Here is a 23,881-nt window from a genome sequence, read left to right as displayed (position 1 = left end):
TTGCCGCAGTACGCTCCACCGCTCCGAATGGGAGCGCCAATTCGGTAGCAAAGCGCGAACGATCCTTATACTAGTTACAGAAGAGCCTCAAGGCGCGCAGCCTTGTGCGCCGCCGCGGAAGAGATCGAAATGCGCCTCTGTTCCATACGGAAAACTTCGGAGTTTGCTCGGCGGCCGTATCGTTACCCAACAAATCCGTCACCCGCGTCGCCCATCTTTGTCTCGACCGCTGTTACGAATTTGACACTCGGTGCAGACGTTTATAGGCCGCGCGCGAAATCGTTCGCGAGGCTGCGCGCCGCTGCGGGTAGCGGTCGTCGCCGCCTTAGGCGCTAAGGATTGGAAGCGCCATGAACACCCGGCCCACCAGCCCCAAGGGAATGGGATCGCACCTGCTGCGCGGCTCCATCTGGATGGTTAGCTTACGCTGGGCAATGCGCCTGATTGGCGTTATCAGCACCATCATTCTGGCCCGCCTGTTGAGCCCGCAGGACTTCGGCATCGTGGCCGTTGCGATGATTCTGGTTGGGCTGTTCGAGATGCTGAATCTCACCGGCCAATCGGCGGCGATCGTCCGCCATGAAGCCCCCACACGCGAGCATTACGACAGCGCCTGGACGGTCACGTTGCTGATCGGCATCGCCATCGCGGTATGCATCCTGATCGCAGCGCCATTCACCGAACTCTATTTCCACGAGCCGCGCGCTATTCCTGTGATGCAATGCCTCGCCGTGCGCGCCGTGCTCGGCGGGCTCGAAAACATCGGCACGGTCGATTTCTCGCGCGACCTGCGCTTCGACCGCTTCTTCGTCTACAACGTCTGCACCAAGCTGTTGCAGTTCGTGCTGACGGTGGTGCTGGCGTTCGTCTTGCGCAACTACTGGGCGCTGGTGGCGGGCATTCTTGCCGGACAAGTGTCGCGCACCATCCTCTCCTATGTGATGAGCCCGTTCCGGCCGCGGCTGTCGTTCGCCCGCACCGGCGAAATCTGGGGCTTCTCGATCTGGACCTTCGCGCGCTCGGTGGCGATGTATCTGCAGACCCAGGTCGACAACATCGCCATCGGCGGCATCGCCGGATCGGCCATGATGGGGCGCTATACGGTGGCGAAGGACGTCGCCGCCAGTCCGACGCAGGAGGTGATCAACCCGATGGTCGCCGCCCTCTTCCCGGTGATGAGCAGATGCCGCCAGGATCCGGTCGAACTGAAGCGGCTGTACATGCGCATGCTCGGCTGGTCGGCGATCATCTGCCTGTCGACCGGCGTCGGCGTCGCCATGATTGCGACCGATCTCGTCGCGGTGGTGCTCGGCGCCAAATGGACCGACGCGACGCCGCTGGTGGTGTGGATGGCGCTCAACGCCGCCACCGCCGCCATCCTTTCCGGCACGCCGACGCTGCTCGACGTCAAAGGCATGCCGGCGGTGGGCGCGCGCATTCAGTGGTCGCGGTTCGCGGTCTTCACCGCCGTGATCTTCGTGGTGGCGTGGACGACCCACAGCGTGATGGCGGTCGTGGAAACGCGGCTGGTGGTATCGGCGCTGTTCATCCCTTCGGTGATCTTCGCGGTCCAGCGCCAAACCGGCGTTCCCGCCCGCGATTACCTGAAAGCGATGTGGCGGCCATGCGGCGCGGCGGCGGCGATGGCACTGGCGATCTTCCTCCTCAACACGGTGCTGCCGTTCGCCGGTGCGGGACGGCTGGTGCTTGATATGGCACTCGGTGCGGCCGTCTATATCGGCGCGGTGCTGGTGCTGTGGCACATGAGCGGGCGGCCGGAGGGAGCCGAGGCCGACATCCTGACGCTGTGGCGGCGGTTCGAGGCGCGGCTGACGAGGCTCCGCCTGCGGACGTTAGCCCAACCCGCGGATTAGCAACGGTCCGAGCAGATTCGCCAGCGGCAGCGGCAACTTTTTCCACGCCGCAATGAACAGCGCGTATTTCGGGTTGCTGGGGTTCTTCTCAGGCAACGCCGAACCCGGCGACAGGTAATATTCGTATTCCAGCCACGCCGGCTCGAAGCCCCAGTTCTTCTTGAAGGCGAAGGCGCCGGTGCCCGCTTTCGAGCGGCCGAAATCGAACGCCGTGCAGCCGCGACGGGCAGCATGGCGCATGGTTTCCCAATAGAGAAGATCGTTGGCGCCGTTCGCGCGCGCCTTCGCCGTGCCGCCGCCGTAGTACGGCATCACCGTACCGCGATGATAGAAATTCATCACCGCGCTGACCGGCTCGCCGCCGTCGCGGATCACCATCACGTCGCAATCCTTGCCGAACGCGGCGCGCAAGGCCGAAAACCAGCGCTTCGGAAACACCGGCGTGCCGAGATTGCGTACGCTTTCGGCGTAAACGCGATACAGCGCTTCGACGCCGGCTTCCGGTGCCGCGGTCAACGGTCCCGCCATCGCCTTGCGCACGACGGCGCGTTGCTTGCGCGGGATCGCCTTCAGATTGGCGTCGTCATCGGGTTCGAGCGGCCGCGCGAAACCGGCGTAAAGATCCTTCTTGGCGATCCAGCCAGGGCGCGTCGCAATCCGCGTGCGGTATTCGACGAACGGCGCGCGGATTTCGGCCATCAGTGCCAGCGCCGCGGAGTCGAGCGCCTTGACGGCGGCGGCGTCACCGATCGGCCCGCCTTCGACGCCGAACGGCACCGACAGCAACGCATCGCCGAACAACCGGCTGTTCTGATGCACCAGCGGCAGCACGCCGGCGATCTCGCCATCGCGCTCGGCGACGAGATAGCGCGGCTTGAGCCCGAACACGTCGCGCAACAGGTCGCGCCAGGCGAAGCGATGAAAGAAGCTGCCCTCGGGATGGGCAAGCACGAACGCATCCCACGCCTCGCGATCGCCATCGCCGGCCGGGCGCACGTTGACGCGCGTTTCCGTGCCAAGGAATTCGACCGCGGTGGTTTTGTCCGTCATGCGACTCCTAGATGCGGGCGCGGATGCCGATCAGTACCTGCTCTTCCGTCAGCGGCGTATTCGGCACGCCGACGAGGCTGACGGAATCGCGATGGACGACGTTGTTCGACAGATACAGGTCGATGTGCTGCGACAGGTGATAGTTCAGCTGCAGATTGGCGGAATAGATGTCGTCGCGGCCGCCGAATTCGTTGCCGCGCGAATAGCTCGCCGACAAATTGCCGGTGAAATCGGGATTGAAGGTGCGCGACACTGTTGCCCTGACGCCGTAAACGGAGGTGCGCGGCAGCTCCGGCGTGCCCGGCGCCACATCAAGGCGATCGCGCTCGGAAGCGAACACCGACAGGGTGTAGTGCATCCGTCCGTCGCTGTGGACCAGCGAAGCATTGACCGAGCGGCTGCGGTTGATCGAGTTGTCGAGCGCAAGCCCGCCCGGCCCGATCGGGGAATAGCCGCCGACCGGATTGGCGCCGAGCGAAGTCCCGAGATCGCCGAATTGGCCGAAGCCGGTCGCTCCCATGCCGCTGAGGCGGCCGAGAATGTCGCCTTGCGGCGTGTTGATACCATCGGTGGCATCGGCGATGAACTGGGTCAGCGGCGACAGCGACCAGCGCACCGAGCCCATGTAAGTGGCGAAATTGTGCTGCGAGCCCGCTTCCACCGTGGCGGTGAGATTGGGGCTGGGATCGTACGTCACACCTGCCATCGCGGTCGGTCCCGAAACATCGCGCGCCAAAATCGTCGTCGACTTGAAATCGCTGTAGCCGCCGACGACGAACACTTTCAGTTCGCGCAGCACCGCATAGTTCAGCGTGCCGAGGGCTTCGGCCTGGTGCTGGCTGCGCACGGTCTGCGAGTACTGCGAATAGCTGCCGACCGCGCTCCATTTCAGCCGGTCGAACCACGAGCCGCTGGAAAATTCCTGGCTGATCGAGGTCGACAGGCTGTCGCGTGCCGGATCGATCGGCGGCACCGTGCCGGTCGCGTCGGTCGACGGCTGCACGAAAAACACACCGCCATGCGACGCGCTGGTGCGCGACACGATGTAATCCTCGAAACGCAGGCTCAACTGCGGCTGCACGACATAGCCGTAGGTGTCGCGGGTATTGTAGCGCGACAGCGGCTCGCCGCCCGCCGACAGATCGCCGACGCGACTGAGATCGGCCGGCGCCGCGAACGCATTGGCAGTGACGAACAGCGTCTCGGGAATGGCGGTCAGATGCGACGCGAGATTGAGCCGCTGGGTGATGTTGTTGAGGCGGTGATACCTCGCCCAATACTGCCCGGTCAGCGCATATGACAGGTCCGCCCCCAGCCGCGGATGGGCGTAATGCAGCGCGCCGCCGATGCTGCCGCGGCTGAAGGTATCATCATTGCCGCTGCCGCGGGCGCTGGTGGAATAGCCCTCGGCAAGGTCGGCGAAGACGTTCCATGTCAGCGGCGGCAGCAACGCGAATGCGTCCGCATCCAAAGGCGAGACGGCCGGTACATCCGCCGAGGGCGTTTCACTGTCCTGGGCCGCTGCCGGGAACAGGCAGGCCAGCGCCAGCCAGCATGTCGCAATCGTCGTTCGTGCCGAATGAGCCGTCACGTTTGCCGTGTCCGTTAGAATCGTCACTTGCCCCGTCCCCCAAAAATCCGCGTCAGAAGTAGCTTTGCGGAATGATGATGACGTCGCCCGGCGCCAGCGGCGCGTTGGCCGACATGTCGCCGTCCTTGATGAGATCGTCGAGCCTGAGGCCATAGCTGGTCTGCTTGCCCGCCACGGTGCGCACCAAGGTGGCGCGATCGCCGGCCGCCAGCGGGGTCAGCCCGCCCACTGCGATCAAGGCGTCGAGCACCGTCATGCGATCGCGATAGGCCAAGGATTGCGGCCGTTGTGCTTCGCCGACGACGCGCACCTGCTGCGAATACGGCCCGACGAACGAATGCACGATCACCGTGACCAGCGGGTTGTTGACGTATTTCTTGAGCTGCTCCTGGATGTCGGTCGACAGTTCGGTAGGCGTCTTGCCCGCCGCAACCATGTCGTTGACCAGCGGCAGCGAAATCTTGCCATCGGGCCGGACCGGCACTTCGGTCGACAGTTCGCGGTTCTGCCAGATGAAGATGTTCAAGGAGTCGCCGGCGCCGATGCGATAGGCGGTCGAGTTCTCGGGCACTTGCGGCGGCGGCGGTAGATGGTTCGCACAACCCGCCAGGAGTGCCCCCAACGCGATAATCATCAACGCAAACGAACGCGATACGCCGGCGCGTGCCAATCCGATCATGGAATGCCCCTGAATGTGTTCGAGGGACTCAACTTAGCGGCTATTCTGGAACATTTCCAATAGCAGTTCGCATGTACGCAACGGAACCTGTGCTTTCCGCGCACCAATTCTCATTCCGGCGCGAGACTCGTTGGAACAGGCGTCCCGCTCTTCCGTTCCGGATCGGTGCGGATTGGGATTCCCCTGATTGAGCTCGCCTCTGCGGTGGCCGCAGATTAGTGCGAGGGCGACGCATTACCGGTAAGTGCCCTTACAGTTGTTCCATGCATGTCACACTCATTCTTATTAAAATGTACTTTTTATAGACGCACGAATTCGTTATGGATGCTCAGCGCAAACGGCGGGACTAATGACAATGAGAGACGTTCGCGGCGCTTCCCATTCGCAGGCGGCAACCTCCATGTTCAGCTCCGTCCCTTGGGAAGGCCCCGTCCGCAGCCCGCGAAATGTCGAGCTGCCCGCCTCTTCCGCCACCAATTCGCAAATGCGCCGGCGATTCGTCCCCGGGTCGCGCCTCACCCTCGCCGTTCTCGATGTTGCCTTCATGCTCGGCTTCATGGCGGCGCTGATCTCTGCAGTGCATGACCGCCTCGGGCTCCTCACCGCCACCGAGACCGCCGCCGTCATCGCCACGCTGGCGGCCGCGTCGTTCTTCTTCGCCTATGCCGCCGGCTGCTATCGCTTCGATGCGCTGATCAACTTTTCCACCTCGATCACCCGACTGGTGGTGGCGCTTGGCGTCAGTGCGGTTCTGGCACTTGCGATCATCCATTTCGGTTTCGGTCTGTTGTTCCACACCCTCGCCTTCAAGAGCGCCAGTCGCGCGCTGACGATCGTTCTGGTCGGCACCGGCGCCGAACTGTTCGGCGGCATGCTGGCACGCCCGCTGTTTCTCGCCATGGCGCGGCGCCATTGGTTCCGCCGCCACATCCTGGTCATCGGCACCGGCGTGCGCGCGCGCCACCTGCGCGACCTCTTCCGCCGTTCCGATCGCCGCCTTGCCGAGCTGAATTTTCTTTCCGAGGATTATCTCGGCGGTTTGGCGCCCGACCACGGCACCAACGATCCCATCCACCCGTTGCCGAAAGTGCAATCGGTCGAAGAACTGGAAGCGCGGCTGCACATCGATCAGGTGGTGATCGCCGTCGATAATCCCGCCGACCTGCAGTTCGATCATCTGTTGCCGTGGAAGGCCAACGGCGTGCCGGTGTTCGATTTCAACACCTTCATCGAGCGCGAGACCGGGCGGGTCGATCTCAAATGGACGGAATCGCACTGGCTGCTGTATTCCGACGGCTTCCGCTTCGGCTGGCTCGATCGTGCCTTGAAGCGCGTGCTCGACGTCATCGTGTCGGCGACGCTGCTGCTCATCACCCTGCCGACCCTGGCGGTGGTGGCGATCGCCATCGTATTCGAAGATTTTGGGCCGGTGTTTTATCGCCAGGAGCGGGTTTCGCGCGGCGGCGCGACCTTCAAGATCATCAAGTTCCGCACCATGCGGATCGACGCCGAGAAAATGGGCGCGCAGTGGGCCAGCCACAATGATCCGCGCGTCACCCGCGTCGGCCGCATCCTGCGCCGCACCCGCATGGATGAAATCCCGCAGCTTCTCAACGTGCTGATCGGCCAGATGTCGATGGTGGGCCCGCGTCCCGAACGCCCCATCTTCGTCAACCAGCTGTCCGAGCAGATTCGCCTCTATCACCTGCGCCATTGCGTCAAAGCCGGCGTCACCGGCTGGGCGCAGATCAACTTCCCCTACGGCGCCTCGGTGGAAGACGCGATGCGCAAGCTCGAATACGACCTGTTCTACCTCAAGCACTTCTCGGTGCTGCGCGATCTCTCCATCATGCTGCAGACCTTCCGGGTGCTGGTGTTCGCACAAGGCTCGCGCTGACGCAGATCGCTTCGAACACGACGCCGACGCTGCGCGCCGAGCAGTGATTTTCAACGAACTCGCGCGCCGCTTCCGCCAACCGCTGGCGCTCGGCCGCATCGCCGGCAAGCCGCACGCAAGCCGCGGCGAAATCGACGGCGCGGTCGGCTTCGAGGAAATGCCGCTCCGGCGTGACGCCGAGCCCTTCGATGCCGATGGCGGTGGAAACCGTCGGCAGGCCGAACGCCATCGCCTCGAACGCCTTGATGCGCGTGCCGCCGCCGACCCGCAGCGGAATGACGTAGACGGATGATCCGCGCAGATGTGGACGGACATCGTCCACCGTGCCGGTGAACATCCAATTCAACCGCCGCCGCGCCGCTTCCGCCACCAGGCCGGGCTCGGGATTGCGCCCGATCACCCGCATTTCGGCATTCGGCACCGCAGCGACGATCAGTGGCCACACCTCCTCCATGAACCAGCGCACGCCGTCGATATTGGCGAGCGAATCCATCGAGGCGGTGAAGGAAAACACCGGCGGCGCGTCCGCAGCGACCGGCGCGTAGCGGAAATAGTCGAGATCGACGCCGGTCGGGATCACCGACGCCGCGACACCGTAGTCGCGCCGGAACACCTCCCGGTCGCGCTCCGACACTGCGACGACGGCATCGAACGCCTGCAGCGTCTTCTGTTCGAACGCGCGCATCTTGCGCAGCTGGTCTTTCCACACTAAGCGCTTCAGCCCGCGCGCGAGTTGGTGATGGCGCGCGAAAATCTCCGCTTCGACATTGTGCGTGAACAGCACCGATGCCATGTCGCACGCCGCGGGTAGCAGCACCGCCGAATGCAGAAAATCGGCGACCAGTACATCGACCCCGACCAGCGCCGCCGCCACCACGGCATGGGCTGCGGCCGAGCGATCCGTCGCCACCGACACCGGCAACGCCGACGCCAGATGCCGCAGTCGCGTCGCCGCGAACAACGCCCCGCGTGATGATTCCGGCCACGACACGAATGCATCGCACAGCGCCGCCAGTTCGGCCGCGTGTCCAGGCGGCAGTTCGCGTGGCGCCGGCGACACCAGCGTGACATGAAAGCGCCCGCCTTTCAGGCCCTTCAGCACATGTGCCGTACGGATTTTTCCGCCCATGTCGGCCGGCAGCAGGTAACGCGGCGAAACAAAGACGAGGCGCGGCTTCACCAGCAGATGCCTTGATAATCCGGCGCCCGCTCCAGCCCTTCGACGCCTTGCAGATCGACGATGGTGCGGCTGTCGTGCGCCGCTGCGATAAGGTCCGCTTCGGCTTTGCCGACATGGCCGATCACGATCACGCCGGCGCCGTCGAGGGTCTCCTCGACACTGGTTTTCAACAGCCGCGCCAGATGCGGGATTTCGTGATCGATGAACGCCTTGTTGGCGCCGGTGAGCCGCGCCAGTTCGACGTCGCGGTCGTAGATCGCCAGTTCATAGCCCTTGCCGATCAGCTTTTCCGCCAGCGTCACCAGCGGAGATTCGCGCATATCGTCCGTACCCGGTTTGAACGACAGGCCGAAGAATGCCACCCGCCGCCGCCCACCCTTCACGATCATGTCGAACGCGCGATCGACGTGGCGCGCGTTGGCACCGAGCAGGCTGCCGAGAAACGGCGTCTCCACCTGTTCTCCCGCCGCCAGCGCCAGAAACCCGCGCAGATCCTTGGGCAGGCACGAACCGCCGAACGCGAAACCGGGCCGCAGATAGGCCGGCGAGATGTTGAGCACGGGATCGCGGCAGAACACCTCCATCGCCGCGCGCGCGTCGATGCCGAGACTCTTCAGCACCGCGCCGGCTTCGTTGGCGAACCCGATCTTGACCGCGTGGAAAATGTTGCAGAGGTATTTGATGCTTTCCGCCGTGCGCTCGTCGGTGACGATGAACGGCGCCTCGATGCTCTTGTAGAGTTCGCGCGCCACCGCCACGGCCTTCTCGTTCGAGGCGCCGACCAGGGTAAACGGCGGCTTCTCGAAATCGGCGACGGCGCGACCCTCGCGCAGGAACTCCGGATTATCGGCGATCTCCAGCCCCTCGCCGAGCCGGCGCCCCGAGGCGCGCATCAGCGCCGGCGCAATCCGTTCGCGCACCGTCCCCGGCGGCACGGTGGACCGCACGATCACGGTGTGCGGCGTCTGTTTGCGCGCAATCGCCTCGCCGATCTGCAGCGCGACGTGATCGATGGCTTCGAGCGAAGCGGCGCCGGTCTTGCCGCTCGGCGTGCCGACAGAAATGATGGAAACCTCGCTTGCCGCAACGGCAGCGGCGGCATCGCTGGTGGCCGCGATCATCGCGCGCGAAACCGCATCGCAGATGAGGTCGGACATGCCCGGCTCGACGATCGGCGACTGGCCGGCATTGATCAGCGCCACTTTGGCCGGGTTGACGTCAACACCGATCACATTGTGTCCGAGCTTAGCCAGGCACGCCGCGGAAACAACGCCGACATACCCCATGCCGAAAATGGACACGTTCATCTCGTTCTCCGCACTGTGATCGCGTCCCCACTCATTTCAGAACGTTTGTCTGCTGCCAATACGTTTTCGCAAAAAGGATTTGATCGTTCCGCCCACCTGATGCGAGAACAGCACGGCATGCTCTCGATTTTGACGGCGACGACACTCTTCCCCAACGACGCCAAACCGACCCAGGGCGCTTTCGTTGCGACACGTCTGGCCAAGCTGTGCGACAGCCGCGAGGTTTCCGCGGAGGTATTGGCACCGGTGCCGTGGCTGCCGCCGTTCGTGCGCTATCCCGATGCCGGCCGCCTTGACCGCGTCCCGCACCAGACCCATCGCGGTGGCTGGACCGTGTGGCATCCGCGTTATCTCGTCGTCCCCAAGATCGGCATGACGGTCACACCGCACACGCTCTACCTCACGATGCGTCACACCCTCGGCCGCCTGATCGCGCAAGGCAGGCGCTTCGACCTGATCGATGCGCACTATTTCTATCCCGATGGCGTTGCAGCGGTGCGGTTGGGGCGCGATTTCGGCCTGCCGGTAGTCGTCACCGCGCGCGGCACCGACATCAATCTCATTCCCGATTACGCCACGCCGCGCCGCATGATCCTGAAGGCCGCGGCCCAAGCGGATGGGCTTGTGACCGTGTGCCGGGCGCTGAAAGATCGCATGGTCGAGCTCGGCGTGGCGGCCGACCGCATCGCCGTGCTGCGCAATGGCGTCGATCTGGCATTGTTTCATCCGCACGGCCGCGACGCGGCGCGACGCAAGCTGGATTTTCGCCGCCGTACCATCGGCTCGGTCGGTTGGTTGATCGAACGCAAAGGCCACCACCACGTCATCGCGGCGCTGCCAAAGCTCGCCGATACCGATCTCGTCATCGTCGGCGATGGACCGGAGCGCGCGCGGCTGGAAAGGCTTTCGGTATCGCTCGGAGTTTCCGATCGCGTGCGCTTTCTCGGCTCGCTCGATCAGATGCGGCTCGCCGAAGTCTATCGCGCCCTTGACGCGCTGGTGCTGGCCTCGTCGCGCGAAGGCTGGGCCAACGTGCTGCTCGAAGCGATGGCGTCGGGCACGCCGGTGGTCGCCTCGGCGGTCTGGGGCACGCCCGAAGTGGTGGCCGATTCCGCCGCCGGCGTGTTGATGCGTTCGATCGATGCCGGCGGTGTGGTGAGCGGACTGGCGCGCCTGCTTGCAGCACCACCCGAGCGCGCCGCCACCCGTGCGTATGCGGAACAGTTCGATTGGGACGCCACCACGGCAGGCCAGCTGCAATTGTTCCAACGCATCGTCGCGGAACGGCGCGCGCGTCAACATCGGGACGCTACCGTTGCGGTACGTGCGCCAGGTCCACATCTGTAATTATTTCTTACGATCTGACGCGCCGTTGATTGTGAGCCGCGCGCGTTGTTGCTAACTGTTCCAGGTCGCGCGGTCGGCCCGTGATTTCGCGGCGTTGCGCCCAAAAAACAAAGAGGCCGGATGGGATCGGGGATTTCTCTTTTCGCCGCAGGTGCCGCAGCGCTCGCCTATTCGGCGTTGGCGGCGATCCTGCCGGCGTGGGGCAAACGCTCGCGCCTCAATCTTGTTTTCGCCTTCGCCGCGGCGCTGACAGCGCTATGGGCGTTTGCCTGCGTCATAAGCGAAGCGGGATGGACCGCGCCGTGGACCGCGCGCGTCGCGGCGGCGTTGCGCGAAGGCGCCTGGTTCGCGCTGCTCGTCAGCGTGCTGCGCCAGGATGCCGACCGCCATCCGTTGTGGCGGCAGCTCGCGCTCGCGGCGGCGTTTCTCACCGCCGTCAATATTTTCTTCGCGGCGACGGCGGCGAACATCGACAGCGGCCTTGGCGTCCGTCTCAACCAGCCGCTGGTCGCGTTCGCGATCGCCATCATGGGCCTGATCCTGACCGAGAACCTGGCGCGCAACGTCGCCGCGGCGCGGCTGTGGTCGATGAAGCTGATGCTGATTGCGCTGACGGCGCTCTACACCTATCACATTCTCGGCCGCATTCCGGAACTGCTCGGCGCCGCCACGCCGACGGCGATGACGATCGCCGAACCGCTGCTTTATCTGCTGGCGCTGCCGCTGTTCGTCGTCACCGCGGTGCGCAACGATTCATTGCGCCTGAAGGTCCACTCCTCCCGCCGCGTGGTGTTTCATTCTGCCACGCTGATCGTGGCCGGCGTGATCCTGCAGGGCACCGCGGCGGCGGCGCTGTATGTGCGCCATTTCGGCGGCACGCCCGCGGTGGTGCTGTCGATCGTGCTCGGCTTCGGCAGCCTGGTGGCAGTGATCACCGCGCTGGCGACCGCTTCGGTGCGTTCGCAGATCCGCACCTTCATCAACGAGAATTTCTACAACTACAAATACGATTACCGCCTCGAATGGACCAAGTTCAATCAGGCGCTGTCGCGCTACGAGGATCGTGGCGGACCGGAACGCGTGTTGTTGACGTTGTCCGACCTGCTCGACAGCCCCGGCGGCGTTCTGTTCGTGCGGCGTGCGGGGTGGAAGCAATACGCGCGCCTGGCCTATTCCGCATTCGGTGAGAATCTTGGGCCGATGCAGGAAACCGATCCGATCCTGGCGAGCATCGCCGACGAGCGCATTGCGTTCCTCGAGACCGATGGCGATTGGAAACTGCGCTTTCCCGATGCCTGGCTGGTCGTGCCGCTGCGGTTTCGCGCCGATCTCGTCGGCTTTGCCCTGCTGCACCGGCCGCGCGCGCCCAAGACTCTCGATTGGGAGGACAGGAACCTTGTCGCCCTGATCGCGTCGCAACTGGCCGCATTCCTCGTGCATGAGCAAACCGCGCAGGCGCTGGCGGATTCGCAACAAATCGCCGAATTCAACAACCGCGTGACGTTCGCGCTGCACGATCTCAAGAACACTGCCGGCCAGCTCAGCCTGCTGCTGCAGAACGCGGAGAAATTCGGCGACAACGCCGCCTTCCGTGCCGACATGCTGCAGACCATTCGCCACGCGGTGGAAAATCTGCAGGGACTGATCGCAAAATTGCGCGACGGTTCGACGTCTTCTGCGTCCACGACCCGCACCCGCATCAATGTCGCCGATATCGTCGCCCGTTGCGCGCTGAAGAAAGCCGCGGCCGGCGTCGTGCTCGGGCGCGATCCGTCGCACGCGCATCTGTTCGCTGAAATCGCGCAGCCGGCGGCGTTCGAAAGCGCGCTGGAACATATCGTCACCAACGCGATCGAGGCCAGCCCGGAACCGGGCAGCGTGCACTTGCGCGTCGAGGGCGCCGGCGGGCGCATTCGCGTCGTGGTGCGCGATCGCGGCCCCGGCATGAGTGCGGATTTCATCGCCCGCGACCTGTTCCGCCCCTTGCGCACGACCAAAGCGAAGGGTCTCGGCATCGGCGCCTATCAGGCGCGCGCGATGATGCGCGACCTCGGCGGCGATATCGAAGTGGAGAGCGTGGTCGGCGGCGGCACGACGGTGACGCTGGTCCTCGCCGCCGCCGACATGCAACTCAAGGAAGCCTCATGACCCGAGCGGCAGACAAGAAAGAAAGCGCAGTGAAGCACATCCTGCTGGTCGAAGACGACGTCGGGCTGCAGCGCCAGATGCAATGGACGCTCGATCCCCATCCGGTGACCGCCGCCGGCACGCGGGCCGAGGCATTGCGCGCCTTCGAGGATGCCGGCGACATCCGCATCGTGATCCTCGACCTCGGCCTGCCGCCCGATCCAGACGGCGCCACCGAGGGACTGAAAGTGCTCGATACCATTCTCTCCAACGCGCCGCAGACCAAGGTCATCATCCTGTCGGGCAATGCCGATCGCGAAATAGCGGTCAATGCGGTCGGCCGCGGGGCCTTCGATTTCATCGCCCAGCCGATCGACGGCGAGGTGTTGAAGTTGATCGTGCAACGCGCGGTGCGCGTGTTCGAATTGGAGGAGGAAAATCGCGCCCTCAAGGCCACCACCGACAAGCGACTGCCCGGATTCGTGTTCGGTTCGTCGCAGATGCAGCAGATCGCGCAGACCATCGAGCGGGTGGCGCGCACCGATGCCAGCGTGCTCGTGCTCGGCGAAAGCGGCACCGGCAAGGAGCTGATCGCGCGGGCATTGCACGAGGCATCGCCGCGCGCCAACGCCAAGCTCGTCGCCATCAACTGCGCGTCGATCCCGGAAAACCTGCTCGAAAGCGAATTGTTCGGACACGAACGCGGCGCCTTCACCGGCGCGGTCAAGCAGACGCTGGGCAAGTTCGAGATTGCCGACAAGGGCACGCTGTTCCTCGACGAAATCGGCGACATGCCGACGCCGCTGCAGGCCAAATTGTTGCGTTTCCTGCAATCGCGCCAGTTCGAACGTGTCGGCGGACGGCAGACGCTGTCGGTGAATGTGCGCGTGATTTCGGCAACCAACCAGCCGCTCGCCTCGCTGGTCAAGGACGGCCGTTTCCGCGAAGACCTCTATTATCGCCTCAACGAAATACGCATCGAGCTGCCGCCGCTGCGCGATCGCGATGGCGATGCGGTGGTGCTGGCGCAGCATTTCCGCAACCTCTACAACCGCGAACATTCCCGCAATTTGCGCGGCTTCACCAAAGAAGCGCTGGTCGCGCTGCAGTCGCACAAATGGCCGGGCAATGTGCGCGAGCTGGAAAACCGCGTCAAACGCGCCGTCATCATGTCGGACGGGCCGCTGATCACGCCCGACGATCTCGAACTGATTTCCGAAGGCAAGCCGCGCAATCTCAATCTGCGCGATCACATGCGCGAACTCGAGGGCGCCCTGCTGCGCGAAGCGCTGGCGGTGTCCGACGGCAATGTCTCCAAGGCCGCCAAGCTGATGGGGATCAGCCGGCCGCAAGTCTACAACCTTTTGAGCGCCCATAGACGGCGCGCCTGATCCGGGAGGACCATCATGACTTTCCGCCGTACGCTGATGATTGCCGCCGCCGTCGCCGCGCTGGCCGGCCAGGCCGCTGATGCCGCGATCAATACCGGCGCGCCTTCTAACACGCAGAACCCGTCGGGCCTCGGCGATCTGCTGAGGCAGGCGCGACAGGCGATGAGCCAGGGCCATCCCAACGTCGCCGTGCTCTACCTGAAAAACGCGGCGGCGCTGGCGCCGGGCAACAACGACGTCAGGATGGAGCTCGGTTATGCCTATCTTCGCGCCGGCGATGCCGCCTCAGCGGTGCGCGAGCTGCGTGCCGCACGTCAAGCCGGAGCGCCCGATGGCCGCGTGCTGCCGCTCCTGTTTGACGCCATGCTGGCGCGCGGCGAAGGCCAGGCGCTGCTCGACCAGTTCCCTGCGCCCGCTGCCGGCGATCGCTCGCAATTGGCCGCCATCACCTTGCGTGCCCGCAGCCTCGCGCAGGTCGCGACCGGTCATGCCGACGACGCTATCGCCAGCATCGACGCCGCGCTCGCCATCAATCGCGATGCGCCCAGTCTCGTCGTACGCGCCCGCCTCGCGCGCGAGAAGAACGACACCGCGGCGGCGCTCAAGCTCAGCGATGAAGCCTACGCCAAGGCCCCGGGCGATCAGAGCGTGCTGTTGCTGCGCATCACGCTGCTGCAGACCACCGGACATGCCGATCAGGCGCTGGGCGTCGCCGATATGATGGTGAAACGCTTCCCCGACATGCCCGCCTCCTATCTCGCGCGTGCCGGCGTTTTGCTGCAGCTAAAACAGGATGGCCGCGCCAAGGGCGACGTGGATGCGGTGTTGAATCGCTGGAAAAACCTTCCGCAGGCGGCCTATTTCCGCGCCCTGCTGCTCGAACGCGCCAAGGATTCGAAAGCGGCGTGGGCGGTGGCGCAGGCGTTGCCGCCGGAATTCGTCAATTCGCGCCCGGAAATCGGCGTCATGGTGGCGCAGATGGCGGCGGCCGACAGTCACAACGATGTGGCCATCACCATTCTCTCCGGCACGGTGTCGCGCAGTCCCGACGCGGTCGAGCCGCGCTTGGTGCTGGCGACGCTCTATCTCAAGATGAACAACACCCAACGCGCGCTCGACATTCTGCTGCCGCTGAAGGATTCCGGCGAGCCGCGGGTGATGGCGGTTCTCGGCCAGACCTATGCGATGCGCAAGGACACCGCCAAGGCGACCGAATATCTCGAACGCGCCAATTCCGGCGGTTTCGGCGGCGATCTGCTGCGCCGGCGTCTGGCGGCCTCGGCAATGCAGAAAGGCAATTTCGACGAAGCCATTCGCGAGTTGCGAGAACTCGCCGCCAAGCAGCCGAACGATCCCGTCACTGCCGGCATGCTGATCGCGGCCATGATGCGCGCCGGCGATGTCGCTGGCGCCTCCTCCGTCGCCGACAAGTTCGCCTCCGCCGCGCCGAAGAACCCGTTCGGACCGCTGTACCAGGGCCAGATCCTGCTGGCGCGGCAGAATTTCGACGGTGCCATCGCGGCGTTCGGGCGCTCGCTGGCGATCGATCCGAAATTCGCGCTCGGGCTTTATAACCGTGCCGTCGCCAAAGCCGCACGCGGCGACCTCAATGGTGCCAACGGCGATCTCAATGCGCTGATCGCGGCCGATCCGAAAAACGTCACGGCAATGATCCGCAGCGCCGAATTGCAGATCCGCATGGGCCAAACCGACAAGGCGCAAGCACTGTTGCAGCGCGCCGTCGCCACCGATCCCAAGAACGCGACGCCCAATCTGGCGCTGGCGAGCTTCTATCTCGGTCACGACAAGATGAAGGAGGCCGGCGGCGTGCTCGACACTTACTTGAAGGCCGTGCCGGGCGATCTCAACGCGCAGTTGATGCTGGGCGAAATCCAGCTTGCCACCAACCAGCCCGATCCGGCGCTGGCGACTTTCCGCCGACTGGCGACGCAACGCCCGGACTCGCCGCAGATCCAACTGATGCTGGCGAGCGCGCTGGTGGCGAAAAAGGACGCCGCAGGTGCCCTCGACGCGTACAAGAAAACGCTGAAATTGGCGCCGACATTCACCCTCGCCCGCACCGCGCTGGTGCGCTATGCCCTGGCGCTCAACAAACCCGACATCGCACTCGCCGCGGCCCAGGAAGGCGTGAAAGCTGACCCCGGTGCCGCTTCCGACATGCTGTACGCTTCCACGCTGACGACTCTGAAGCGTTCCGATCAAGCGATCGCGGTGCTGCGGCAGGCTCAAGCGCAGCATCCGAGCGAGAACGGCGCCATCATGATGAGCCAGCTCTTGCGCCAAGGCAAAAAGGCCAAGCAGGCCGACGTGGTGCTGACGGACTGGTCGGCCAAGCATCCGAACGATATCGGGGCGCGGCTCGAATTGGCGCAGCAGCAGATGCAGGCAAAGCCCGACGTCGCCGAACGCGAATTCCGCGCGGTGCTGAAAATTCAGCCGCAGAGCATGATCGCGCTGAACAACCTGTCGTGGCTGTTGCAGAAGACCAACACCAAGGAGGCGCTCGGCTTTGCCGAACTGGCCGCCAAGCTGGCGCCGAATTCGCCAGCCGTGCTCGACACACTCGGGTGGGTGAAGTGGCGCGCCAAGGATGCGAAGGGGGCTCTGCCGCTGTTGCAGCGCGCGCACGCCGCCGCACCCGACAATGCTGAAATCGCTTATCACCTCGCCGCCGTGCTCAACGGCACCGGCCAGCGCGCCGAAGCCAAGAAAACGCTGGCCGCCGTGATCGCGTCGAACCAGGATTTCTCCGAACGGCGCGAGGCGATGGCGCTCAGCGGAGCGTTGCGCTAACTCGCTTTGCTGGTCGGCTTGGCGGGCTCGTCGCCCATCACGTCGCGGGCGTCCATGCTGATCGATACCAGCGCCTCCCAGGCGTTACGGCAAGTGTCGGTTTCGCGCACGCCTTGCAGCGCCTGAAGTTTGCTCTTCAGCGCCTCGAAACGGGCGTGCAGCGCCCCGGCGGGCGGTTCTCCGAGTGGGAAGTCGGCGATGGCGCGGCAATCGGCAAGCCGTTCGTCGGAGAGAACATCGTCCGTACACGGCATCCGACCCAGCGTGTTGCGGATATGCTCGCGCAGGGTAAACAGCCGCTCGGTCAACTCCGCCGCCCGCACCGGCACCTTGGCAACAGGTTCCGGCGTGGCGGCGAGTGGTGTCGGCACCACCACCGGCTCCGCGGCAGGGCGGCGCGTTCCGGCGACGGCTTTGTTGCGCGCACTGATGCGGGCGGCACGGACCACCGACTGCCCCCAATAACGCGCCGCCGCCAGCGCCAGCACACCGCAAATCAAGATCTGCCAGTCGTAGAGCCAATGCAGCAGTTCGCGGAACGCCACCGGAATGACGGTGAACACGATGAATTCAAACCCGGATACGGGCACTTGTTGCGACACGATCATCAGGACGCCTCAGCCGCGATCACTCTGCTCCGTTCCGCTTCCGACGCCAACGCCACGCGCGCGGGTATCGCTACGTCACGCGAACGATTGTCGAGCAGGTGTCGCCGCCATGCATGCCCCGCCAGAGTCGGCAGCACCGCCGCCGCCATGGTGCGAAGGCCGTTGCCGCAACGCCAATCGGCGGCAATCGCGCCCTGCCGCATCGCGCGCGTGCCCATCCAGTCGCGCTTATAAGCATCGTCGCCGCGGCCGAAATCGAGCACCGACACCGCCTCCTCGCTGAGGCAGGTTTCGATCATCCGATGCGTCAGCAGCGTGCCGGGCGACAATGCCGTCGCCGTCTCGCGATGCACCAGCTTGAAGATGGTCGCGCGCGCCGACCAGACAAGCCATATCTGCGCTGCGACGGCCGTGCCATCGACCGTCAACACCCCCATCCGCGCCGCGTGCGGCAGGCGCTGCACCAGCGCTGCGAGAAATTCGGGATGCGGCTCGGCGGCTTTCCACGACGCTCGCTGAATGGTGTCATAGGCCGCCAAAGCGGCACCGAAACCGCTGCGGATGTATTCAAATTCAGCATGAGCGGTCGCCGCTTTGCGCCGCACGGTGGCCTTCAGCCGCGACGGGCGCGCCTGCCAATAGCGTTCGAAGCTGCCGACCGGCTCCGACCAATTGGCGAAGTGCTGATAGGGGGCGACTGTCATGCCCGTACCGAGACCTTGCAACAGCGCCGTCATGCCGGGCTCGGCCGCATCCATGGCATCGAGCCGAACGGCTCCGCCCGCCACCGCGCGCAACCCTCGCCCAAGGTCGTATGCGTCCGATACATCCTGCAGCGCCGGTACGTAGCAGGTCGTATATGGCGCCGTCAGCGCTCGCAACCCGCCCCGCCCGATCGCGACCGGCAATGCCGCGCGACCATGCACGGCCATCATCGCGGATTCGCCCTCAGCCAACGTGGTCGCCGCCACCGCATCGAACCACCCCGGCAAGCCTTCGCTGTGGCTGGCGGCGGCGAACAGCGGTTCCACCTCAGCGCGTTGTAACCAGGGAACCAGCTCAACCATGCGAACTACGCCACTTTGGCGGTGATCACCGTCGGCCGGAACGCGGGGCGCAATGCCAACGGCCGCGCCATTTCCCACAACGGCAACATCAGACAGATCGCGATCACGAACAGGTCGTAATACGCCAGGCTGAGTGCCGCGCCGGAAACGCAGAACACCACCAGGCTGGCTTGCAGCGCCACGCCCAATTCCGCAATCCAGCGCTTTTCCGCCTGCCGTCGCGCGACGCGAATGATGCGCGAGGCGCGCAGGAACGCGCCGGCAATCAGCGTGAGATAAATGAAAAGCCCGATAAACCCGTGCTCGCCCAGCACCTGGAAATAGATCGAATGCGCGGCGTGGTTCTTTTCGGTGGGGAAATAGGCATGAAAGAACGGCCCCAACTGCGGACCATAAAAGCCGGCGCCGAACGGAAAGCGGTCACGCGCCGCATAAACCGCTACCTTCCACGCCACCAACCGCCCGTGCATGGATTCATCCTGCTGCACCGACTCCACCGAATTCATCGTGCTCATGCGATCGAAATACTGTTCCGGCATGAAGTGCACGGTGAAGGCGATCAGCACCACTGCAACCGCGATGTAGGTGAGCCGACGCTTCATGCGGAGCAATCCAAGGAACCCAAGTGCCGCCAATCCGATCAAGGCGCCGCGCGAATAGGTGCCGATCACCGCGATCACCGTCAGGATCATGCCGCCGAGCAGCGCCAGCCGCATCCATTTGTCGACCGTCTGGCCGCGCAGATAATGCGCCAGCGGCAGCGTCATCAACATCGCCACCGCCAGCTGGTTGTTGTCGTTGATCATCGTGCCCGCCGGCCCGAGCACATGGTTATGGCCGCCGGTGGCGATGGTGAACAGCCCGCCCTTGACGCCGTAATAGAACAGCGACACCACCGCCACCCACACCACGGCCTGCACGCGCACGCGATTGGTCACCGTCGCCGCCAGCAGAATGCCGAGCGCAAAGGTCTTCCAGGTGCGGTCCCAATAGCCGAACGACCACGCGGGATCGTAAGCGAAGAAGGTGCCGATCGTTGTCCAGGCGAGGAAGATCACGATCGCCCAAAGAATGAAACCGTTGGCCGGCGCGCGCCGTTCCTTCGACATCACCCAGGCGAGCAGCGTCACCGCCGCGATCACCAGATTGGCGGAACTGACGAAGCCGTAGGTCTCGCGGTGCGGGTTCTGCAGCGTGAACCATTCCCAGATCAGCACCCCCGCGAACGGCCAGCGCAACGTCATGCCAAGGCCGGCGAAAATCGCGATGAGGAGCAGGATTTCGCGCAAAGAGTCCCCCTAGCTGGCTTGCCGCGCCGGACGAAGCAGCGGCCATGATGACGGCCGGTAGCCGGCGATCAAGGCGCGCGACAGGAAGGCGCCCGCACGCAGTGCATCGCCGTTGGCGAGCGCGATATGACCGGCGTTGGCGTAGCGCTCCGCCAGGATCGCTCGCGCTTCGCGTCGCGACAGGCGATGACGCAACGCCTCCACATGCCGGCGCACCATCGGCAGGACGTGGCGGCTTTGATCGCCGGCGCGATAGCGCGACAGTGAGGCCGGCTGCAGATGAATTTCCACCAGCGTTTCCGGTACGAAAACCAGCGTACCCTTCAGCGCCAGCCGGATCCACATGTCCTGATCTTCGCCCACCGCAAGGTCTTCGTCGAACCCGCCAAGACGCGCCAACAGCGCCCGCGGCGCCAGCACGGTCGGTGTGGCGATGAAATTGCGCCGCAGCAGGGCTTTCCACGCTCCCGTACCGTCCGTAGCGGGGCGTCCGCGGAAGGTATCGCCGAGCGAGCGGCCATCGGGCGCGAATTCCTCCGAGCCGCAGCTGATCAGGCTGACGTCGTCGCGAATGCGGACAAGCTGGCGCTCCAGCTTCTCCGGTCGCCAGACATCGTCAGCATCGAGAAACGCCATCCACGCGCCTTTCGCCGCCGCAATGGCCGCATTGCGCGCCGCCGCCGCACCACGATGCTCGCAAAGGCGCACCAGCCGCACATTGGGGCATGACAAGGCGACAACCGCCGTTGCGTCGTTGCTGGCGTCGTCGACGACGATGATTTCATCGGCCGGCCACGTCTGCGCCGCAACCGACTCCAGCGCGCGCTTCAAGGTTGCCGCTGCGTTGCGCGCGGGTACGACGACGCTGACGGTTGTTGACGCCATGTGCATTCTCGCTCCCCTTCCCGATCCGCACAATACAAACGCGCGCCGTTTTGTATAGACCGCAGACCTTCAAGGCAGTGACGCTACGCCTGGGGCATGTGTACGCGCATCACAATCATGGAAAAGCCGTGACCGCCGCCGCACACCCGTGCTACTCGAACGGCGCACCTGTACAGATGGCGGTGCAAACGCTTCGGCCGGAAGACGCATGACCCCAGACGTATCCGTCGTGATCGCCACCCGTGACCGCCCCTCCAGCCTGGCGCGCCTGCTCGATTGCGTCAAATCGCAGGCCCATTCCGCTTTCGAATGCATCGTCGTCGACGACGCCTCCGACGATGCAACGCTCGCCGCCTACGAACCACTCTGGCGCGGGCTCGACAGCCGTTTCCGACTGCTGACCGCGACCGGACCGTTAGCGCAAGGGCCCTCGCATGCTCGCAATCGCGGTATCGCGGCGGCGGCGGCGCCGTTGATCGCGTTCTGCGACGATGACGATCGCTGGGTGCGCGACGATCATCTTGCGGTGGCGGTGGAAGCGATGCGCCAGCACGGCGCCGATCTCTATTTCGCCAACATGCAGACCTCGCGCGGCGGCGCCGTCCTCGGCGGCGATTTCTACGGCGCCATCCGCCCGATCCTGATGCGCCGCGCAGTGGCGAGCGACCTCTACGACGTTGCACCGGCCGAACGTGCCCGGGCGATGCAACACATGTTTTTGCACTGCGACAGCCTGGTGGCGTCGAAGGCGCTGCTCGATGACGCGGGCCTGTTCTGGGAAAAACTGTCGATGGCCGAGGATCGCGATCTTGCCTTGCGCCTGCTCGACCGCGCAAGCCGCGTCCTTTATCGCGACGTGGTGGTGGCCGACTACGATCGCACCGCGCACACAGGTATCTGCAAATCGCACACCGAGGATGAAATCCGCCAGTTCGTCATCGTCGCCATGCTGCATGCGGAAACGCGGCTGCGCACCCACGCCCTTCGCCGCGTCGCCCGCGGCTATCGCGCCTGGATGCTGTACGAGCTCGCCGAAAGCGCGCGCAACGAGGGACGCCTGCGAGAGGCGCGCGAACTGGCGTGGCAATCGCTGCTGCTGCGGCCGACCCTCGCCGCTGGACGCCTTCTGCTTTCAGCGCGGACGGGCGGAGCACTGACGGAAATCACGGAGACGCGATAAAATGCCGATGGTGTCGGTCGTCATCGCGACCAGGAACCGCGCGACTGCGCTTCAGCGCCTGCTCGCCTGCGTGCGTGAGCAGGATTTCGCCGATTTCGAATGCATTGTGCTCGATGATGCCTCCACCACAGATACCTGGTCCGCTTACGACGCGATTTGGCGTGTGCTCGATGCCCGCTTCTCGCTGCACCCGCGCGTCGACCGACAGTCCGGCGGCCCGTCATCGATGCGCAACCGCGGTATTGCATTGGCGCGCGGCAAATACGTGGCGTTTTGCGATGACGACGACCGCTGGGTCCGCCGCGATCACCTTTCCACTGCCGTGCGCGCGCTGGAAGCGCACAACGCCGATTTGTTTTTCGCGGCGATGCAGACCGCAGCGCAAGGCGAGGTCAAGGACACCGATCTCTATGCTCCGGCGCGAACCGCGTTGCAACGCCACGCGATCGAGCCCGGCCTATATCAGGTCGATGTCGACGGCATGATCGGCCTCATTCGCCATCGCACGCTGCACACCGACACCATCGTCGCCAGCCGCGCACTGCTGCACGATGCCGGCCTTTATTGGGAGAAGACCAGCCTCGCCGAGGATCGCGATTTGTCCTTCCGCCTCGCCGATAGAGCCAAGAAGATTCTGTTCCGCCCCGACATCGTCGGCGAGCTCGATGTGTCGCAGCACGCCAGTCTTTATCGCACCTACGCCCACGAGGAGAAGGCGCTGTTCGCCTATCTCGCGACGCTGCACAGCGAGCTGGCGGTGCGTCATCCCAAATTGCGGCGCTTGGCGCGCGCCAATCGCGCCTGGGATTTGCTCGACCTCACCCGCGCCGCGCTCGATGGCGGGCGGCGGCGGCAGGCGCGCGAATTCGCGCTGCAATCGCTGCTGCTGCATCCGACCTGGAGTGCGCTTCGCCTGCTGTTCTCTAGCGCGCGAAACGGTCGCGCAAATAGCGCTCCAGCCGGAACGTGAGCGTCGGACGACGATAACGGCGCCAGCACATCTCATAGGTTTCGAGCCCGAACGATTGCTTCAGCCGGTTGGTGCCGGCGAGAAAATCATACACCGCCATGCCCTGGCGCGCGTAATGACCGATCGCCAGCGCGTGGCAGACATAACCCGGCCTCAGCGCCTGATCGTCGTCGGAAAATCCGCTCTGATAGGTATGCACGACGCCGTTGCGTTTGAAGTTGTAGATATAGCCGAGCACGCGGTCGTCCGCGGTGACGCGCATCAGATCGACGGTACCGCCGGGCACGCCGGTCTCGATCAGGGCACGATGAAACGGCTCGAACGCGCGATTGTCGAAGGCATGCGCCCGCCTCCGCCGCGTCCACGAGCGGATGTGCAGCGCCTTGAGACCGCAAAACCAGTCCTGCGCCGTGGCATTGTCCGCCGCCACATCGATGCGCACTTCGCCGCCGAAGTCGCGCAATGACCGGCGCAGCTGCTGGCGCGCGTTGCGCGACAGTTTCGGCGCGATGCCCTCCGCCCCCAATCCGACCAGCGGCGTGCGGAAGGCCGGGCGGCAATCTTCCACCACGATGATGTTGTCCGCCGCCACGCGGCGCGCCGCGATCCCCGGAACGATCAATTC

Annotated in this window: 18 protein-coding genes; 8 read left to right on the top strand and 10 right to left on the bottom strand. The window is 64.8% G+C overall.

Annotated elements, in window-relative coordinates:
• Positions 1–350 precede the first annotated feature (350 nt).
• The gene (locus AC1P6P_RS12895) at positions 351–1,874 is read left to right on the top strand and encodes a lipopolysaccharide biosynthesis protein (RefSeq protein ID WP_481402849.1); all 1,524 of its coding nucleotides are present in this window, start codon (positions 351–353) and stop codon (positions 1,872–1,874) included.
• On the opposite strand, the gene AC1P6P_RS12890 is transcribed toward AC1P6P_RS12895, so the two are convergent.
• The 3 genes from AC1P6P_RS12890 to AC1P6P_RS12880 are packed head-to-tail and all read right to left on the bottom strand — an operon-like array spanning position 1,854 to position 5,194.
• On the bottom strand, positions 1,854–2,924 hold the full coding sequence (locus AC1P6P_RS12890; protein WP_481402848.1) for a FemAB family XrtA/PEP-CTERM system-associated protein: 1,071 nt from the start codon (positions 2,922–2,924) through the stop codon (positions 1,854–1,856). The two genes, AC1P6P_RS12895 and AC1P6P_RS12890, sit on opposite strands and share 21 nt — an antisense overlap.
• A gap of 7 nt (positions 2,925–2,931) precedes the next feature.
• Positions 2,932–4,542, bottom strand: coding sequence for a porin family protein (locus AC1P6P_RS12885; protein WP_481402847.1), 1,611 nt, complete (start codon positions 4,540–4,542; stop codon positions 2,932–2,934).
• Between the two features lie 25 nt (positions 4,543–4,567).
• Complete coding sequence (locus tag AC1P6P_RS12880; protein WP_481402846.1) at positions 4,568–5,194, bottom strand: XrtA/PEP-CTERM system exopolysaccharide export protein; 627 nt, start codon at positions 5,192–5,194, stop codon at positions 4,568–4,570.
• 484 nt (positions 5,195–5,678) lie between these two features.
• Here AC1P6P_RS12880 and AC1P6P_RS12875 point away from each other — a divergent pair, with 484 nt between their 5' ends.
• Positions 5,679–7,091, top strand: coding sequence for a TIGR03013 family XrtA/PEP-CTERM system glycosyltransferase (locus AC1P6P_RS12875; RefSeq protein WP_481402845.1), 1,413 nt, complete (start codon positions 5,679–5,681; stop codon positions 7,089–7,091).
• Here the strand turns inward: AC1P6P_RS12875 and AC1P6P_RS12870 are convergent.
• The gene (locus AC1P6P_RS12870) at positions 7,042–8,271 is read right to left on the bottom strand and encodes a glycosyltransferase (RefSeq protein ID WP_481402844.1); all 1,230 of its coding nucleotides are present in this window, start codon (positions 8,269–8,271) and stop codon (positions 7,042–7,044) included. The two genes, AC1P6P_RS12875 and AC1P6P_RS12870, sit on opposite strands and share 50 nt — an antisense overlap.
• Complete coding sequence (locus AC1P6P_RS12865; RefSeq protein ID WP_481402843.1) at positions 8,268–9,578, bottom strand: nucleotide sugar dehydrogenase; 1,311 nt, start codon at positions 9,576–9,578, stop codon at positions 8,268–8,270. The genes AC1P6P_RS12870 and AC1P6P_RS12865 overlap by 4 nt, the downstream gene beginning before the upstream one ends.
• 117 nt (positions 9,579–9,695) lie before the next feature.
• Here AC1P6P_RS12865 and AC1P6P_RS12860 point away from each other — a divergent pair, with 117 nt between their 5' ends.
• From AC1P6P_RS12860 to prsT, 4 genes are all read left to right on the top strand, one after another.
• Positions 9,696–10,925, top strand: a complete 1,230-nt coding sequence (locus tag AC1P6P_RS12860) for a glycosyltransferase family 4 protein (protein ID WP_481402842.1) — start codon at positions 9,696–9,698, stop codon at positions 10,923–10,925.
• Positions 10,926–11,045: 120 nt separating this feature from the next.
• Positions 11,046–13,073 carry an XrtA/PEP-CTERM system histidine kinase PrsK gene (gene prsK, locus AC1P6P_RS12855; protein ID WP_481402841.1) on the top strand — a complete coding sequence of 676 codons (2,028 nt, stop codon included), beginning with the start codon at positions 11,046–11,048 and terminating at the stop codon, positions 13,071–13,073.
• Complete coding sequence (gene prsR / locus AC1P6P_RS12850) at positions 13,070–14,443, top strand: PEP-CTERM-box response regulator transcription factor (protein WP_481402840.1); 1,374 nt, start codon at positions 13,070–13,072, stop codon at positions 14,441–14,443. The genes prsK and prsR overlap by 4 nt, the downstream gene beginning before the upstream one ends.
• A 15-nt stretch (positions 14,444–14,458) precedes the next feature.
• Positions 14,459–17,257 carry an XrtA/PEP-CTERM system TPR-repeat protein PrsT gene (gene prsT / locus AC1P6P_RS12845; protein ID WP_481402839.1) on the top strand — a complete coding sequence of 933 codons (2,799 nt, stop codon included), beginning with the start codon at positions 14,459–14,461 and terminating at the stop codon, positions 17,255–17,257.
• Here prsT and AC1P6P_RS12840 read toward each other — a convergent pair.
• Genes AC1P6P_RS12840 through AC1P6P_RS12825 form a run of 4 tightly spaced genes read right to left on the bottom strand, consistent with a single transcriptional unit; the run spans position 17,254 to position 21,106 of the window.
• Positions 17,254–17,865, bottom strand: coding sequence for a hypothetical protein (locus AC1P6P_RS12840; RefSeq protein WP_481402838.1), 612 nt, complete (start codon positions 17,863–17,865; stop codon positions 17,254–17,256). The two genes, prsT and AC1P6P_RS12840, sit on opposite strands and share 4 nt — an antisense overlap.
• Positions 17,865–18,932, bottom strand: coding sequence for a GNAT family N-acetyltransferase (locus AC1P6P_RS12835; RefSeq protein WP_481402837.1), 1,068 nt, complete (start codon positions 18,930–18,932; stop codon positions 17,865–17,867). Before AC1P6P_RS12835 ends, AC1P6P_RS12840 begins: the two co-directional genes overlap by 1 nt.
• Positions 18,933–18,937: 5 nt before the next feature.
• Positions 18,938–20,221 (bottom strand): putative O-glycosylation ligase, exosortase A system-associated, encoded by a 1,284-nt coding sequence (locus AC1P6P_RS12830; protein ID WP_481402836.1) that lies wholly within the window; start codon positions 20,219–20,221, stop codon positions 18,938–18,940.
• 9 nt (positions 20,222–20,230) lie between these two features.
• A complete protein-coding gene (locus AC1P6P_RS12825) occupies positions 20,231–21,106 on the bottom strand; it encodes a glycosyltransferase family 2 protein (protein WP_481402835.1) in 876 nt (291 codons plus the stop codon).
• Between the two features lie 208 nt (positions 21,107–21,314).
• On the opposite strand from AC1P6P_RS12825, the gene AC1P6P_RS12820 reads away from it, so the two are divergent.
• Both AC1P6P_RS12820 and AC1P6P_RS12815 read left to right on the top strand, forming a co-directional pair.
• The gene (locus tag AC1P6P_RS12820) at positions 21,315–22,286 is read left to right on the top strand and encodes a glycosyltransferase family 2 protein (protein ID WP_481402834.1); all 972 of its coding nucleotides are present in this window, start codon (positions 21,315–21,317) and stop codon (positions 22,284–22,286) included.
• Between the two features lies 1 nt (position 22,287).
• Entirely contained in the window at positions 22,288–23,256 is a 969-nt protein-coding gene (locus tag AC1P6P_RS12815; protein WP_481402833.1) for a glycosyltransferase family 2 protein, read from the top strand.
• On the opposite strand, the gene AC1P6P_RS12810 is transcribed toward AC1P6P_RS12815, so the two are convergent.
• The coding region (locus AC1P6P_RS12810; protein ID WP_481402832.1) for a GNAT family N-acetyltransferase at positions 23,210–23,881 on the bottom strand (672 nt) is incomplete at its 5' end. The genes AC1P6P_RS12815 and AC1P6P_RS12810 overlap by 47 nt on opposite strands.

The sequence above is a fragment of the Rhizomicrobium sp. genome (assembly GCF_056722145.1).
Note: the sequence above shows the minus strand (reverse complement) of the source record. Positions and strands in the feature narration are given on the sequence as shown.